This is a genomic window from Comamonas faecalis (assembly GCF_039538025.1).
Lineage (GTDB): Bacteria > Pseudomonadota > Gammaproteobacteria > Burkholderiales > Burkholderiaceae_C > Comamonas_C > Comamonas_C faecalis.
The window spans coordinates 41,461-54,788 of sequence record NZ_BAABBP010000010.1 but is presented as its reverse complement, the minus strand read 5'-3'; the positions used below and the strand labels follow the sequence as shown (position 1 = coordinate 54,788).

At 68.2% G+C, this 13,328-nt stretch carries 9 protein-coding genes, 1 pseudogene and 2 riboswitches; of the genes and pseudogenes, 2 read left to right on the top strand and 8 right to left on the bottom strand.

Going from position 1 to position 13,328, the window contains the following annotated elements; genetic code table 11:
- Positions 1-59: 59 nt before the first annotated feature.
- The 5 genes from bktB to ABD767_RS07415 form a co-directional block, all read right to left on the bottom strand.
- On the bottom strand, positions 60-1,244 hold the full coding sequence (gene bktB, locus ABD767_RS07435) for a beta-ketothiolase BktB (RefSeq protein ID WP_103043698.1): 1,185 nt from the start codon (positions 1,242-1,244) through the stop codon (positions 60-62).
- 66 nt (positions 1,245-1,310) lie between these two features.
- Positions 1,311-2,084 carry an SDR family NAD(P)-dependent oxidoreductase gene (locus ABD767_RS07430; RefSeq protein ID WP_344869048.1) on the bottom strand — a complete coding sequence of 258 codons (774 nt, stop codon included), beginning with the start codon at positions 2,082-2,084 and terminating at the stop codon, positions 1,311-1,313.
- A 4-nt stretch (positions 2,085-2,088) separates the two neighbouring features.
- Entirely contained in the window at positions 2,089-2,796 is a 708-nt protein-coding gene (locus ABD767_RS07425) for a pseudouridine synthase (protein ID WP_103043697.1), read from the bottom strand.
- On the bottom strand, positions 2,786-4,945 hold the full coding sequence (locus ABD767_RS07420) for an ATP-binding protein (RefSeq protein ID WP_103043696.1): 2,160 nt from the start codon (positions 4,943-4,945) through the stop codon (positions 2,786-2,788). The genes ABD767_RS07425 and ABD767_RS07420 overlap by 11 nt, the downstream gene beginning before the upstream one ends.
- Before the next feature lie 180 nt (positions 4,946-5,125).
- Positions 5,126-6,037 (bottom strand): transglycosylase SLT domain-containing protein, encoded by a 912-nt coding sequence (locus ABD767_RS07415; RefSeq protein ID WP_103043695.1) that lies wholly within the window; start codon positions 6,035-6,037, stop codon positions 5,126-5,128.
- A gap of 387 nt (positions 6,038-6,424) precedes the next feature.
- Between ABD767_RS07415 and ABD767_RS07410 the strand changes: the two are divergent.
- A pseudogene (locus ABD767_RS07410) lies at positions 6,425-6,799 on the top strand (winged helix-turn-helix domain-containing protein); the annotation flags it as partial.
- A gap of 206 nt (positions 6,800-7,005) precedes the next feature.
- Here ABD767_RS07410 and gcvP read toward each other — a convergent pair.
- The 3 genes from gcvP to gcvT all read right to left on the bottom strand — a co-directional run bounded on the left by gcvP (position 7,006) and on the right by gcvT (position 11,751).
- Entirely contained in the window at positions 7,006-9,891 is a 2,886-nt protein-coding gene (gene gcvP, locus ABD767_RS07405) for an aminomethyl-transferring glycine dehydrogenase (protein ID WP_103044458.1), read from the bottom strand.
- 263 nt (positions 9,892-10,154) lie between these two features.
- Positions 10,155-10,529, bottom strand: coding sequence for a glycine cleavage system protein GcvH (gene gcvH / locus ABD767_RS07400; protein WP_103044459.1), 375 nt, complete (start codon positions 10,527-10,529; stop codon positions 10,155-10,157).
- 94 nt (positions 10,530-10,623) lie between these two features.
- Complete coding sequence (gcvT, locus tag ABD767_RS07395; protein WP_103044460.1) at positions 10,624-11,751, bottom strand: glycine cleavage system aminomethyltransferase GcvT; 1,128 nt, start codon at positions 11,749-11,751, stop codon at positions 10,624-10,626.
- 46 nt (positions 11,752-11,797) lie between these two features.
- A riboswitch (glycine riboswitch) is annotated at positions 11,798-11,907 on the bottom strand.
- Positions 11,908-11,929: 22 nt separating this feature from the next.
- A riboswitch (glycine riboswitch) is annotated at positions 11,930-12,016 on the bottom strand.
- A 223-nt stretch (positions 12,017-12,239) separates the two neighbouring features.
- On the opposite strand from gcvT, the gene ABD767_RS07390 reads away from it, so the two are divergent.
- Positions 12,240-13,325: an MBL fold metallo-hydrolase gene (locus ABD767_RS07390; protein WP_103044461.1), complete on the top strand. Its 1,086-nt coding sequence runs from the start codon at positions 12,240-12,242 to the stop codon at positions 13,323-13,325.
- The last annotated feature ends 3 nt before the right edge of the window (positions 13,326-13,328 follow it).

Sequence of the window (13,328 nt, the reverse complement as noted above, 5' to 3'; positions counted from 1 at the left end):
TGAAAAAGGGGAGTGCAGCCCGCGCCGCGCTCCCCTTTTTGCCTCGCGGGCGCTTTTTCTTACATGCGCTCGAAGATCGCGGCAATGCCCTGGCCGCCGCCGATGCACATGGTCACCAGTGCGTAGCGGCCCTGGATGCGCTGCAGCTCATACAGCGCCTTGACCGTGATGACCGCGCCGGTGGCGCCGATGGGGTGGCCCAGCGAGATGCCCGAGCCGTTGGGATTGACCTTGGCGGGGTCCAGCCCCAAGTCGCGCGAGACGGCGCAGGCCTGGGCGGCGAAGGCTTCGTTGGCCTCGATCACGTCCAGATCTTGCACCGTCAGGCCGGCTTTTTTCAGCGCCAGCTGCGTGGCAGGCACCGGGCCGATGCCCATGTATTGAGGGTCGACGCCGGCGTGCGCGTAGGCCACCAGGCGCGCCAGCGGCTTGGCACCGCGCGCCTGGGCGGCCTTGGCGTCCATCAGCACGACGGCGGCGGCTGCGTCGTTGATGCCCGAGGCGTTGCCGGCGGTCACCGTGCCGTTTTCCTTCAGGAAGACGGGCTTGAGCTTGGCCATGTCCTCGATCGTGGCGTTGGCGCGGAAGTGCTCGTCAGCCGTGTACTGCATCTCGCCCTTGCGCGTCTTGAGCACCACCGGGACGATCTGATCCTTGAAGTAGCCGGCCTCGGTGGCCTTTTGCGCGCGTTGGTGGCTTTGCAGCGCCAGCGCGTCTTGCTCCTCGCGGGTAATGCCCCACTTTGCGGCGATGTTCTCGGCGGTCACGCCCATGTGCACGTTCTTGAACGGGTCGTGCAGCGCGCCGATCATCATGTCGATCATCTTGAAGTCGCCCATGCGCGCGCCCCAGCGGCTGGTCAGGCTGGCAAACGGCGCGCGGCTCATGTTCTCGGCGCCGGCGCCGATCGCAATGTCGCAGTCGCCCAGCAGGATGGCCTGGCTGGCCGACACGATGGCCTGCAGGCCCGAACCGCACAGGCGGTTGACGTTGAACGCCGGCGTCTCCTGGGTGCAGCCGCCGTCGATCGCGGCCACGCGCGAGAGATACATGTCCTTGGGCTCGGTGTTGACCACGTGGCCGAACGCCACATGGCCTACGTCCTTGCCCTCGACCTGCGCGCGCGCGAGCGACTCGCGCACCACGGTGGCGCCCAGCTGCGTGGGCGGCACGTCCTTCAGGCTGCCGCCAAAAGTGCCGATGCCGGTGCGAACGGCAGATACGACGACGACGTCACGGGTCATGGGAGGGCTCCTGTCAAAGGGTTGGAATGGAAAGGGATTGTCAAGAAAGCCGGCGTCCGCGCCGCGTCAGGCCTCGCGGACGTCGGCGACCGGGTTGTCGCCAAAGTCCGGGCGATTCAGCCAGGCCAGTACGCGCGCGGCTGCGTCGGCCGGCGAGCTGAGCAGGCCACGCTCCTTGAGCTGGGTGAAGTTGTCCACGTCGGCAAAGTCGTCCTGGGTGGCGCCGCGCAGCTGCACCTGCATGTCGGTGTCGATCACGCCGGGCGCCAGCGAGCACACCTTGGCGCCGCCGGGGCGAGACGCCTCTTCCAGCGCCAGGCAGCGGGTGAAGTGATCCATGCCCGCCTTGGCAGCGCAATACGCCGCCTGCGACGCCATGGCGCGCCGGCCCAGGCCCGACGAGACGTTTAGCACCTTGCGCGGCACGCCCCAGCCCTCGGTGGCGTCCAGGAAGGTGGCGGTGAGCAGCATTGGCGCCTCCAGTCCCACGCGCAGCGCGCTGGCAAGACCTGCCAGGTCGGCCGTGCTGCCACTGGCCACCAGCGGTGCGATGCGCGGGATGGCGCCGGCGTTGTTGATCAGCGTGGCGCTGGCGTAGCGGCCGGGTTGCTGCGCGACCAGCCAGTCATGCAGGCGCAGCGCGGCGGCCGTGCCGTCGGCCAGGTCCAGCGGCCACTGCAGCAGGGTTGCCCCGTCGGGGGCCTGCAGCGTGTCGCTGGCGTTGCGGGCAATGCTGATCACGGTGTGGCCGGGCCGCAGCAGTTGCTGCGCCATTGCCAGGCCCATGCCGCGCGAGCCGCCGGTGAGTATGGTCAGGTTGTTGGTCAGGTGCGAAGTCATCGCACTATGGTACTGGCGCCCGGTGTACGCGCAACTGCGTATGTGACAGCCAGAGCATGGGCTGGTCGGTCGCCGGATGGGCCAGCGCCAGCGCGCAGGCGTGCAGCAACAGGCGCGGCGCCAGCGCCTGCACGGCGGCACCGGCATACAGCGCGTCGCCCAGTATGGGGTGGCCGACGTGCGCCAGGTGCACGCGCAATTGGTGGGTGCGGCCGGTCAGCGGACGCAGCTCCAGCAGCGTGGCTGGTTGCCGTGCATCGTGCGCCAGCACGCGCCACAGCGTGCGGCTGGGCTTGCCGTTTTGCCAGTCGACCTGCTGGCGCGGGCGGTTGGGCCAGTCGGCGGCCAGCGGTGCGTCGATCTCGCCCCAGCCGTCCTCGCCCGCCGGCGGCTGCATGCTGCCATGCACCCAGGCGTGGTAGCGCTTGTCGACCTGCTGCGCGGCAAAGGCCTGGCCCAGCGCGCGCTGCACCGCCTGGCTGCGCGCCATGACGACCAGGCCCGAGGTCGCCTGGTCGAGCCGGTGCACCACCAGTGCATCAGGCCACAGCGCCTGCGCGCGGGCGCTCAGGCAGTCCTGCTTGTCCGGGCCGCGCCCGGGCACGCACAGCAGGCCGGCGGGCTTGTCCAGCACCAGCAGGTCGGCATCCTGGTAGATGCAGTGCACGTCGCCTGGCGCGGTGGGCGGCAGCGCGGCGCGGTCAGCCGGCATGCAGCAGGCGATCGACGGTGGCGCACAGCTCCTGCACGTCGTTGGGCTTGTGTATCAGCGCGCGCGCCCCGGCGGCGCGCGCGGCCTGCTCGATGTCGGCCGTCACATAGCCCGATGCCAGCGCCACCGGCAGGTCGGCGCGTATGGCGCGCACCGCCTGAAGCAGGTCGACGCCGGAGAAGCCCGGCATGTTGTAGTCGGTAACCAGCAGGTCGACCGCCTGCGGCTGCTCGCGCAGGAAGGCCAGCGCCTGATGCGGGTCGGTAAAGCCGCTGACGCGGTGGCCCTGGCGGCGCAGCAGGCGCTGCACCAGAAAGACCAGCGCCTGGTCGTCGTCGACGTACACCACATGGCCGCCCGCTGGCGCGGCGCTCGTGGCCGGCGGCGCTGCACTGGCAGGCTGGGGCGCTGGCGCTGCACCGGCGTCGTCGTCCACGTCGTCAGAGGCCACCGGAAAGTACAGCGTGAAGCGCGTTCCCTCGCCCGGCTGGCTGTGCACGTCGACCGCGCCGCCGTGGCTGCGCACCACGCCGTGCACCACGGCCAGGCCCAGGCCCGTGCCCTGGCCCACGGGCTTGGTGGTGAAGAAAGGCTCGTAGATGCGCGCCAGCAGCGCGTCGTCCATGCCCGGGCCGTCGTCGCTGACGCTCAGCGCCACGTAGCTGCCCGGCGCCAGGCGCAGGCGCTCGCGCAGCGCGGCGTCGGGGCGCAGCGCGCGTGCCTGCACCGCAATGTGGCCGCGCTGCTGGCCAATCGCGTGCACCGCGTTGGTGCACAGGTTGAGCAGCGCCTGCTCCAGCTGCGTGGCGTCGGCCAGCACTGGCGGCAACGTGGCCGGCAGGTGCAGTTGCAGCTCGATGTTGGGCGGCAGCGTCACGCGCAGCAGGCGCGCGGTGTCGTGCACCGTGGCGGCCACTTGCACGGCGCTGCGCGCCAGCGGCTCGTTGCGGCTGAAAGTGAGGATCTGGTGCACCAGGTCGCGCGCGCGCCGGCCGGCTTTCTCGATCTCGGCCAGGCTCTCCAGCAGCGCGCTGCCTGCGGGCAATGCGGCGGCGTCGGCATGCGCCAGCGCCACGTTGCCCAGAATGGCGTGCAGGATGTTGTTGAAGTCGTGGGCAATGCCGCCGGCCATGGTGCCCACGGCCTGCATCTTGTGCGACTCGCGCAGCTGCGCCTCCAGCTCGCCGCGGCGCAGGTCGGCCTTTTTCTGGCTGGTCAGGTCGCGGATGAAGAAGGTCGTCGTGTTGTCGCCGGCCAGGCTCTCGAACGCCACGCTGACCTCGACCGCCAGCGGCTGACCGGTGGCGGTGCTCGCCTGCATCTCGCCCAGCAGCGCCCGCGTCGTGAGCTGCGCGAACGACAGCGCCTGCTCGGCGTCTGGCAGAAAGCGTGTCAGCTCCTCGCCCAGCGCCTGGCCGGCCGGGCACTGGAACAGCGTGGCCGCGGCCGGGTTGAAGACGGTGATGCGCCGCTGTGCGTCGACGCTGATGATGGCGTCCAGCGCCGAGTTGATGATGGCTTCGAGCCGCTGCTCACTGGAGTGCAACTGGTCGTTGCGCTGCTGCAGCGCGCGGCGCTCGGCAATCAGCGGGCCCTGGTCGACCACGGCGCACAAAAACTGCTGCAGCAGCGGCCCCTGGGCCTGGGGCGTTTCCAGATAGGCGATGTGCAGGTCGCCGGTGATGTGCTGGCCGCTGCCGATCTCGAACACCACCTCGGCGCTGTCGCTGCGCCCGTCGCGCCGTGCGGCGGCAAAGGCCTGGCGCACCCGCTCGGCGTCGCCCGCGCTGACGAAGGGCATCAGCGCGGCCAGCGGCCGATCGCCCTCGCCGGGTTGAAACGCCCGGTGCGCCACCGCATTGGCCTGCACCACCATGTCGTGCTCGTCCAGCACCATGAGCGCCAGCGGCACGCCGGCAAACAGCGCCTCGAAGCGCTCGGAGGCGCTCTCGGCCGCCTGCTGGCTGTAGCGCAGCACCTCGTTGTGTGCCTGCAGCTCACGCTGCGCGGTGCGCAGCTGGGCAATCAAGTCGGCTACCGGCCCCTTGACCCGGTCGGGCGCGCGCCGCTCCTGCGGCGGCGTAGCCGGCGCGGGCGCTTGCGCAGCCTCCTGGTTGCGCAGCAAGAAAGACAGGTCGGGGTGGGTCATCGGGGCGGCTGCGGAAAGAAGTATGTGCGGCGGGTCACCGGACTGCAGGGCCGGCGCGTCGCCACACGCAGAGACCAAAAAGGGCGCAGGAGCGAGGTGGCAATGGGGTGCGGGCCGGGTGACCGATGGTAAATCCTGTGCCGATATGGATGTACCGGGTTGGCGGAACAAGCCGTGGCGTCATGGACGCGCGCGGGCCTGGACGGTGACTTTGGGAGTTTCCGGCGCGCTAGGGGCGACGTGGCGTGAGGTTCTGTAAAAGGCCAGCACGCGCTGGACATAGGTGCGTGTTTCGGCGTACGGCGGCACGCCGCCGTGGCGCTCCACCGCTCCCTCGCCGGCGTTGTAGGCGGCGGAAACCAGCTCCACATTGCCCTCGAAGCGCTTGATCAGCCAGCGCAGATAAGCCAGGCCGCCGCGTGCGTTCTGCTCGGCATTCCAGACGTCACGCACGCCGAAGCGCTCGGCTGTTTCAGGGATCAGCTGCATCAGTCCCTGGGCGTTGCGCGGCGACAGCGCCTGCGCGTCAAAGTTGGACTCCACCCGCACAATGGCCAGCGCCAGCCGCGGATCGACGGCATAGTGCGGCGCCAGGCGCTGGACCAGCCGGGCCTGGCGCTGCTGCCACGGCGCAAGCGCCACCACGTAGCGCTCCACCTCTTCGGGCGTGATCACCGCGTTGAGGCCGTTCAAGAACGGCGCTCCACCCTGCAGGCAGCGGGGTAACCGGTTGCCCGGCAGCTGGCCGGCCAGCAGAACACGCGCTTTTTCATGGCCCCGCTGGGCGGCCAAGGCCAGCACGGCGGTAGCCAGGGCCTGCTCGCCCGTCACGCCGCCCTTGAGCAGCAGACGGCCCAGGCGGTACTGCCCCTCCAGGCTGCCCTCGCGCGCGGCGGCGCAGTAACGCTGCGTGGCCAGCGCACGGTCGCTGCGAAATTCCGCCGCATACCCCTCGTCAAGCCAGCGCATAAGCACCGGCGGCTCATCGGCCAGGACGATGGCGTTGCCCGCCCGCGCCGGCAGCGCAGCAAAGTCGCTCGCGACGAGCAAAACCAAGCAGGCGCGCGCCAGCGCGGGGAAGAGGCTATGCATAACAGGCAACTGTAGTCAAGGGCTGGCGCGATGGCAAACGGGGCTGGGATGCAGAGAGGCCCGTAAGGTTTCATGATCGTGCGCGGGCAACGCCCTGAATTCAGTCGGTGCCGTAGGCGGTCGGCTGCGACGAACAGTGAGACCCGACGGCTGGGAAGAGTGCCCCCTGACTTGAAGGCGCGCGCGCCCGCAGCCCACAGTCAAGCGTTTGGCATTATTGATTGAAAATCAAATATCTTGAAATCGTCCATCATGCCCTCAGATCAACCTGATGGAAATAATCGACATGAGAACTCACGCCTGAGGCGCGGCAAGAGCGACGCCGCCAGGTCATCAAGCTGCGCCGCGCGGGCTGGACCTACGAGGCCATCGCGGCCGATCAGCTGCGGTGTGCGTCTGACGCTGCAGGGCGTGGGCCTGTACCTGCGCCGCTGGGGCTTCACCCCGCAAAAGCCCATCCAGCGCGCCTACGAGCAGCAACCCGTCGCTGTGCGCCGCTGGCTCGATGAACAGTACCCCGCCATCGAGCAAAGAGCCAAGGCCGAAGGCGCCGAGATTCACTGGGCCGACGAAACCGGACTGCGCTCCGATGACGTGCGGGGCCGCTCCTATGCCCCGATGGGCCAGACGCCGGAAATTCGTGTCAACCAGCGCCGTGAGGGCTTGTCCATCATCTCCAGCGTGACCCGCCGGGGCAAGGTTCGCTTCAAGGTCTTCGAGGGGGCCATGAACGCGGCCATCCTGATCGACTTCATGAAGCGATGATGATTTATTCCATTTCTATATCAGCCGACTACTTTGTCGGCTTCGCTTGTCGTGCTACAGCACTGTCTGCGCTTCACCTTCGCGTACTCGATTGATATAGAAATGGAATTACACCCATGTGCTGAACAAAGGCGGACGAGGGATTTTGAGTCCGTTCGACGCCTTGTAAAAAAACAAGGCCCGCATCGCGGGCCTTGGCAAATTTACTCGAAGTCGCTCGTTGGCAAACAGCTGCAAAACAGATTGCGGTCGCCGTAGACGTTGTCCACGCGGCCTACGGGCGCCCAGTATTTGTTCTGGCGCAGGCTGGCCAGCGGGTAGGCGGCCGCTTGGCGCGAGTAGGGGCGGGACCAGTCGCCTGCCAACAGGCTGTCGGCGGTGTGGGGGGCGTTCTTGAGCGGGTTGTCGTCCTGCGGCCAGGTGCCGTTTTCGATCTGGCGGATTTCTTCGCGGATGGCGATCATCGCGTCGATGAAGCGATCCAGCTCCTGCAGGTCTTCGCTTTCCGTGGGCTCGACCATCAGCGTATTGGCCACCGGAAAGGACAGCGTGGGTGCATGAAAACCGTAGTCGATCAGGCGCTTGGCCACGTCTTCGGCCATTACGCCGCTGGTTTCCTTGAACTGGCGCAGATCCAGGATGCACTCGTGCGCCACGTGGCCGTTGGCGGATGCGTACAGCGTGGGGTAGTAATCCTTCAGGCGCACGCTGATGTAGTTGGCGCTCAGGATGGCGGCTTCGGTCGCGGCCGTCAGGCCCTCGGCGCCCATCATGCGGATGTACATCCAGCTGATGGGCAGCACGGCGGCGTTGCCCAGCGGCGCTGCGCTGACGGCGCCCACCTTGCCTTTGAGCCCCGCGGTGGCGTGGCTGGGCAGGTAGGGCACCAGGTCTTCGACGACGCAGACGGGGCCGACGCCCGGGCCGCCGCCGCCGTGGGGGATGCAGAAGGTCTTGTGCAGGTTCAGGTGGCTGACGTCGCCGCCGAATTCGCCGGGCGCGGCCACGCCGACCAGGGCGTTCATGTTGGCGCCGTCCACGTATACGCGTCCGCCGTGGCGGTGCACGATCTGGCACAGCTCCTTGACGTGGGTCTCAAACACGCCGTGTGTGCTGGGGTAGGTGATCATCACGCAGGCCAGGTTGGCACTGTGCTTTTCACACTGCGCCTGCAAGTCCTGCATGTCCACGTTGCCGTTCTCGTCGCACTTGGTCACCACCACCTGCATGCCCACCATCTGCGCGCTGGCCGGGTTGGTGCCGTGGGCGCTGCTGGGGATCAGGCAGATGTTGCGGTGCGCGTTGCCCTGGGCGGCGTGCCAGCCCTTGATGGCCAGCAGGCCGGCGTACTCGCCCTGGCTGCCGGCGTTGGGCTGCAGGCTGACGCCGGCGTAGCCGGTGGCCTGGCACAGCCAGTCAGACAGCAGGCGATCGAGCTCGGCGTAACCGACCAGCTGGTCTGCGGGGGCGAAGGGGTGCACCTGGGCAAACTCGGGCCAGGTGATGGGGATCATCTCGCTGGTGGCGTTGAGCTTCATGGTGCAGCTGCCCAGCGGGATCATGGTGCGGTCGAGTGCCAGGTCCTTGTCCGACAGCGCGCGGATGTAGCGCAGCATGGCCGTCTCGGAGTGGTGCGTGTTGAACACCGGGTGGGTTAGGAAGGTGCTGGTGCGCCGCAGGCTGGCCGGGATCAGGCTGGCCGCGCCTTCCAGGGCTTCTACGCTGGGCTGCGCCGCGTGGGGCGCCAGGGCTTGCCACAGCAGGGCCAGGTCGGCGCGGGTGCTGGTTTCGTCGAGTGAAATGCCCACGCACTGACTGCGCAGCAAACGCAGGTTGGCGCCAGCGGCCAGGGCGCGCTGCACGGCGGCCTGGGCGGCTTCGCTGCTGCCCAGGTCGATGGTGAGGGTGTCGAAGGCCGTGGCGTGCAGCGCAGGCAGGCCCAGCTGCTTCAAGCCTGCGGCCAGGATGGCGGTAAGGCGCGCGACGCGCTGGGCGATGCGCGCCAGGCCCGCCGGGCCGTGGTACACGGCGTACATGCTGGCGATGACGGCGGGCAATACCTGCGCAGTGCAGATGTTGGAGGTGGCTTTTTCGCGGCGGATGTGCTGCTCGCGCGTCTGCAGCGCCAGGCGGTAGGCGGGGGCGCCGTGCACGTCCACGCTGACGCCCACCAGGCGCCCGGGCAGGGAGCGCTTGAAACCGTCGCGGCAGGCCATATAGCCCGCGTGCGGGCCGCCCGCGCCCATGGGCATGCCAAAGCGCTGGGTGGTACCGACAACGATGTCGGCGTCCATCTCGCCAGGTGACTTGAGCAGGGTCAGCGCCAGCAGGTCGGCGGCCAGGATGAGGGCCGCGCCCTTGCTGTGGATGAGTTCGGCGCTCATCTGCCAGTCGGCCAGCCAGCCGCTCGAACCCGGGTACTGGTTGAGGGCGGCGAAGTAGTCGTCCTGGCCGATGGCGGCCAGCCATTCGTCGCTGGAGTGGATGACCTTGACCGTGAAGCCCAGCGGCGCGGCGCGGGTCTGGATCACCTCGATGGTCTGCGGGTGGCAGTCGCCCGAGACGATGAAGACGTTGCCCTTGGCCTTGACGGAGCGGCGCGCCAGCGTCATGGCCTCGGCGGCGGCGGTGGCCTCGTCGAGCATCGACGCGTTGGCGATGTCCATGCCCGTGAGGTCGGTGACCATGGTCTGGAAGTTGACCAGCGCCTCCATGCGGCCCTGGCTGATCTCGGCCTGGTAGGGCGTGTAGGCGGTGTACCAGGCCGGGTTCTCCAGCACGTTGCGCAGGATGACGCCCGGCGTATGCGTGCCGTGGTAGCCCTGGCCGATGAAGCTTTTGAGGACTTTGTTCTTGCGGGCGATGGCCTTCAACTCGGCCAGTGCGTCGGTTTCGGTGCAGGCGGGCGGCAGTTGCATGGTGCTGGCGCGGGCAATGGAGCGCGGCACGATGGACGCGACCAGCGACTGGCGCGAGGCCTCGCCGATGACGCTGAGCATGTGCGCCTCGTCGGCAGCGTCGATGCCGATGTGGCGGGGAATGAATTCACCGGCGTTTTCAAGCGCGGACAGGGGCAGGGCGGCAGTCATGGGACCAATCTCGGGAAATCATCGAAAGGAATGAGTGTCAGGAAACCGACGTTGCGAGCCGGGCGCGGGGTATCCCGCACGGGGCATGCAACGCCGTTTGCGCGCGCCTTTCAAAGCGTGTTCACGATCTCTGTTTGACCATTTTTCCCGTCATGCCGGCGAAAGCCGGCATCCAGCGGCAACGCTTTCTTCACGGCGAGGGCTGGATACCGGCTTTCGCCGGTATGACGAAGACGGGCTGCGGCAGGATCGTGAGCAAGCTGTCAGGCGTTGGCAGCAAAGTCCTGGTAGGCGGCGGCGTCCAGCAGCGCGTCCAGTTCGGCGGCGTTGCTGAGCTTGACCTTGAAGAACCAGCCGGCGGCTTCCGGGTCGCTGTTGGCCAGCGACGGGTTGGCGCGCAGTTCTTCGTTGACCTCGACGACCTCGCCCGAGACGGGCATGTAGACGTCGGCGGCGGCCTTGACTGACTCGACCACGCCGGCCACGTCGCCCTGGGCGTAGGTCTTGCCCACTTCGGGCAGGTCGACGAAGACCACGTCGCCCAGCGCGTCCTGCGCGTGCACGGTGATGCCGACGACGGTGGCTGCGGCGTCAGCGGCGTTGATCCACTCGTGGTCTTTGGAGAATTTGATGGTCATGGCAATGGCTCCGAAAAAAGAAAAAGGTGGTGAGAAAGGCCCAGTGCCGCACTGTAGCGGCCCCGGCGCCCGCTATCGGCGTGAGCGCGAAAAATCAGCCGCGGTGGTAGCGCGGTGGCAAGAACGGGGTGCTGCTGACCTCCATGGCCACGGGCTTGCCACGCACGATGGCAAACAGCTCGGTGCCCACCTTGGCGTAGTCGGGCTGCACATAAGCCAGCGCGATCGGCTGGTTGAGCGTGGGCGCCAGCAAGCCACTGGTGACTTGGCCGACATGCTGGCCGTCCAGGTTCTCCAGCACCGCCGGCTCGCGCACCGGGATGCGTTCCTTGGCGATCAGGCCCACGCGCTTGCGCTCAAGCAGGCTGGGATCGTCGATTTGCGCGAGCACCTTCTCGGCGCCGGGAAATCCTCCGGCGCGCTCGCCACTGGTGCGGCGCACCTTCTGGATGGCCCAGTTGAGCCCCGCTTCGCTTGGCGTGGTGGTGGTATCGATGTCGTTGCCGTACAGGCACAGGCCGGCCTCCAGGCGCAGCGAGTTGCGCGCGCCCAGGCCGATGGGCGCCACCTCGGGCTGGGCCAGCAGCGCGCGGGCCAACTGCTCGGCCTTGTCGCCGGGTACCGAGATCTCGAAGCCGTCCTCGCCGGTGTAGCCGCTGCGGGTGATGAACAGCTGCGCGCCTTTCCAGTCAAAGGCGGCGCCGGTCATGAAGACCAGCTGCTCGGCACCGGGGACGATACGCGCCAGCACCGCGGCGGCCTGTGGGCCCTGCAGCGCCAGCAGGCCGTGGTCGGGCATCGTGACGATGTCGCAACGCCCGCCGATGCGTGCGCGGATGTGGGCGGTGTCGCCCACCTTGCACGCGCCGTTGACGATCAGAAACCAGGTGTGCTCGTCCTGGTGGAAGAACATCAAGTCGTCGATCACGCCGCCGTCGTCGTTGAGCAGCAGGCCGTAGCGCTGCTTGCCCACGGGCAGGCCGATGACGTCGATGGGCATCAGGGTCTCCAGCGCGGCGGCGGCGTCGGGGCCGATCAGCTTGAGCTGGCCCATGTGCGAGACGTCGAACAGGCCGGCTTTCTCGCGCGTGTGCTGGTGCTCGGCCATCAGGCCGCTCTTGTATTGCACCGGCATGGAATAGCCGGCAAACGGCACCATGCGCGCGCCCAGTTCCAGGTGCAGCGCGTTGAGCGGGGTGGTGAGGAGCTCGGTTGAGGACAAGTCGGTTCTCCAGGGCAAATGCGGGCCACGGCGCTGCCGCCATGGTGTTTGCCCTGCTGTCCTCTTTACCTGAGAGATTCACCCGATGCGATGCGGGTTTGCTCCTTCGGTGGGCGCGTGCCGCGTGGCGCGGCGCCTCTCTCCAGCAAGGAAACGCCCGCGTTGCCGCAGGCGTGTCGCCAGTCCTTTTGCCTGAGCGTTTGGCTGGTGTGCCTGCGCCTTCGGCGGCCGATCCGCTGGGAATGCGGGCCTGCTCTCTCCTGACTGGGCGGATTCTAACCAACTGGAATCGCTGCGCATGGTCTTTTTGCGGGGGAAGCCTTGGGCAGGCGCAGGTGCACCAGCGTCAATCGCGGCGAGGTGCCGCTCCCACGGTGGCAGTTGCGCCAGCGGATGGGCAGGCGACAGCGGGTGCGCGCCGATTGCCGCACAATGCCAGCCATTGCGTATTTCTCAGGTTTGCGCACCACGCGGCCTGCCTACACACCATGCCCCCTAACGATATTGCCCAGCCAGCGCCGCTGGTTTACCCCTGTGGCGACGCGCCCGCCGTGGGCCAGACCAAGCAAGTGGCCGACGGCGTGTGGTGGCTGCGGATGCAGCTGCCGTTCGCGCTGGACCACATCAACTTGTGGGCGCTGCGCGACGGCGACGGCTGGACGCTGGTGGACACCGGCATCTGGTCGACCGAGACGGCCGACGCCTGGCGCCAGCTCTTTGCCGGCGTGCTGCAGGGGCCGGTGCACCGCGTGATCGTCACGCACATGCATCCCGACCACATCGGGATGGCCGGATGGCTCACGCGCAAGTTCGACTGCCGACTGTGGATCAGCCGCCAGGAGTATTTGAGCTGCCGCACGCTGGTGACCGACACCGGGCGCGAGGCACCCGACGACGCGATCGCCTTTTACCGCCGCGCCGGCTACTGCGACGAGGCCATCGAGACTTACCGCACGCGCTTCGGGCATTTCGGCAAGATGATTTACTCGGTGCCCGACAGCTACCGGCGCCTGATGGATCGCGAGGAGATCACCATTGGCGCGCACCGCTGGCGCGTCGTCATCGGCACCGGGCATTCGCCCGAGCACGCCAGCCTGTACTGCCCGCAGCTGAAGGTGCTGATCTCTGGCGACCAGGTGCTGCCGCGGATCTCCTCGAACGTGTCGGTGCACCCGATCGAGCCCGACGCCAACCCGCTGGCCGACTGGATCGCGTCGCTGGACACGATGGAGCAGGCGGTGCCGGACGACGTACTGGTGCTGCCGGCGCACAACGAGCCGTTTCGCGGCCTGCATGCGCGCCTTGACGCGCTGCGCGGCAGTGCCCACCGGGGGCTGGAGCGCCTGCGCGAGCGCCTGGCCCAGCGTCCGCAGCGCGTGGTCGACGTGTTCGATGCGCTGTTCGGCCGCCCCATCGCCCAGGACAAGCCCCAGCTGCTGGGTCTGGCAGCGGGCGAGGGCGTTGCCCACCTCAACTACCTTGTGGCCCGCGGCGAGGTGGTTGCTACGCAGGGCGGGGATGGTTGCACCTGGTACCAGCTGGCGCAGGGCGGCGCGGACAGGGCTGCGGCCTGAGAT

Excerpts from the sequence above, each read along its gene's own strand:
- ABD767_RS07415 (WP_103043695.1), bottom strand. The coding sequence starts at position 6,037 with ATGCATAGCCTCTTCCCCGCGCTGGCGCGCGCCTGCTTGGTTTTGCTC.
- bktB (WP_103043698.1), bottom strand. The coding sequence starts at position 1,244 with ATGACCCGTGACGTCGTCGTCGTATCTGCCGTTCGCACCGGCATCGGC.
- ABD767_RS07425 (WP_103043697.1), bottom strand. The coding sequence starts at position 2,796 with ATGCCGGCTGACCGCGCCGCGCTGCCGCCCACCGCGCCAGGCGACGTG.
- gcvP (WP_103044458.1), bottom strand. The coding sequence starts at position 9,891 with ATGACTGCCGCCCTGCCCCTGTCCGCGCTTGAAAACGCCGGTGAATTC.
- ABD767_RS07430 (WP_344869048.1), bottom strand. The coding sequence starts at position 2,084 with ATGACTTCGCACCTGACCAACAACCTGACCATACTCACCGGCGGCTCG.
- gcvH (WP_103044459.1), bottom strand. The coding sequence starts at position 10,529 with ATGACCATCAAATTCTCCAAAGACCACGAGTGGATCAACGCCGCTGAC.
- ABD767_RS07420 (WP_103043696.1), bottom strand. The coding sequence starts at position 4,945 with ATGACCCACCCCGACCTGTCTTTCTTGCTGCGCAACCAGGAGGCTGCG.
- ABD767_RS07390 (WP_103044461.1), top strand. The coding sequence starts at position 12,240 with ATGCCCCCTAACGATATTGCCCAGCCAGCGCCGCTGGTTTACCCCTGT.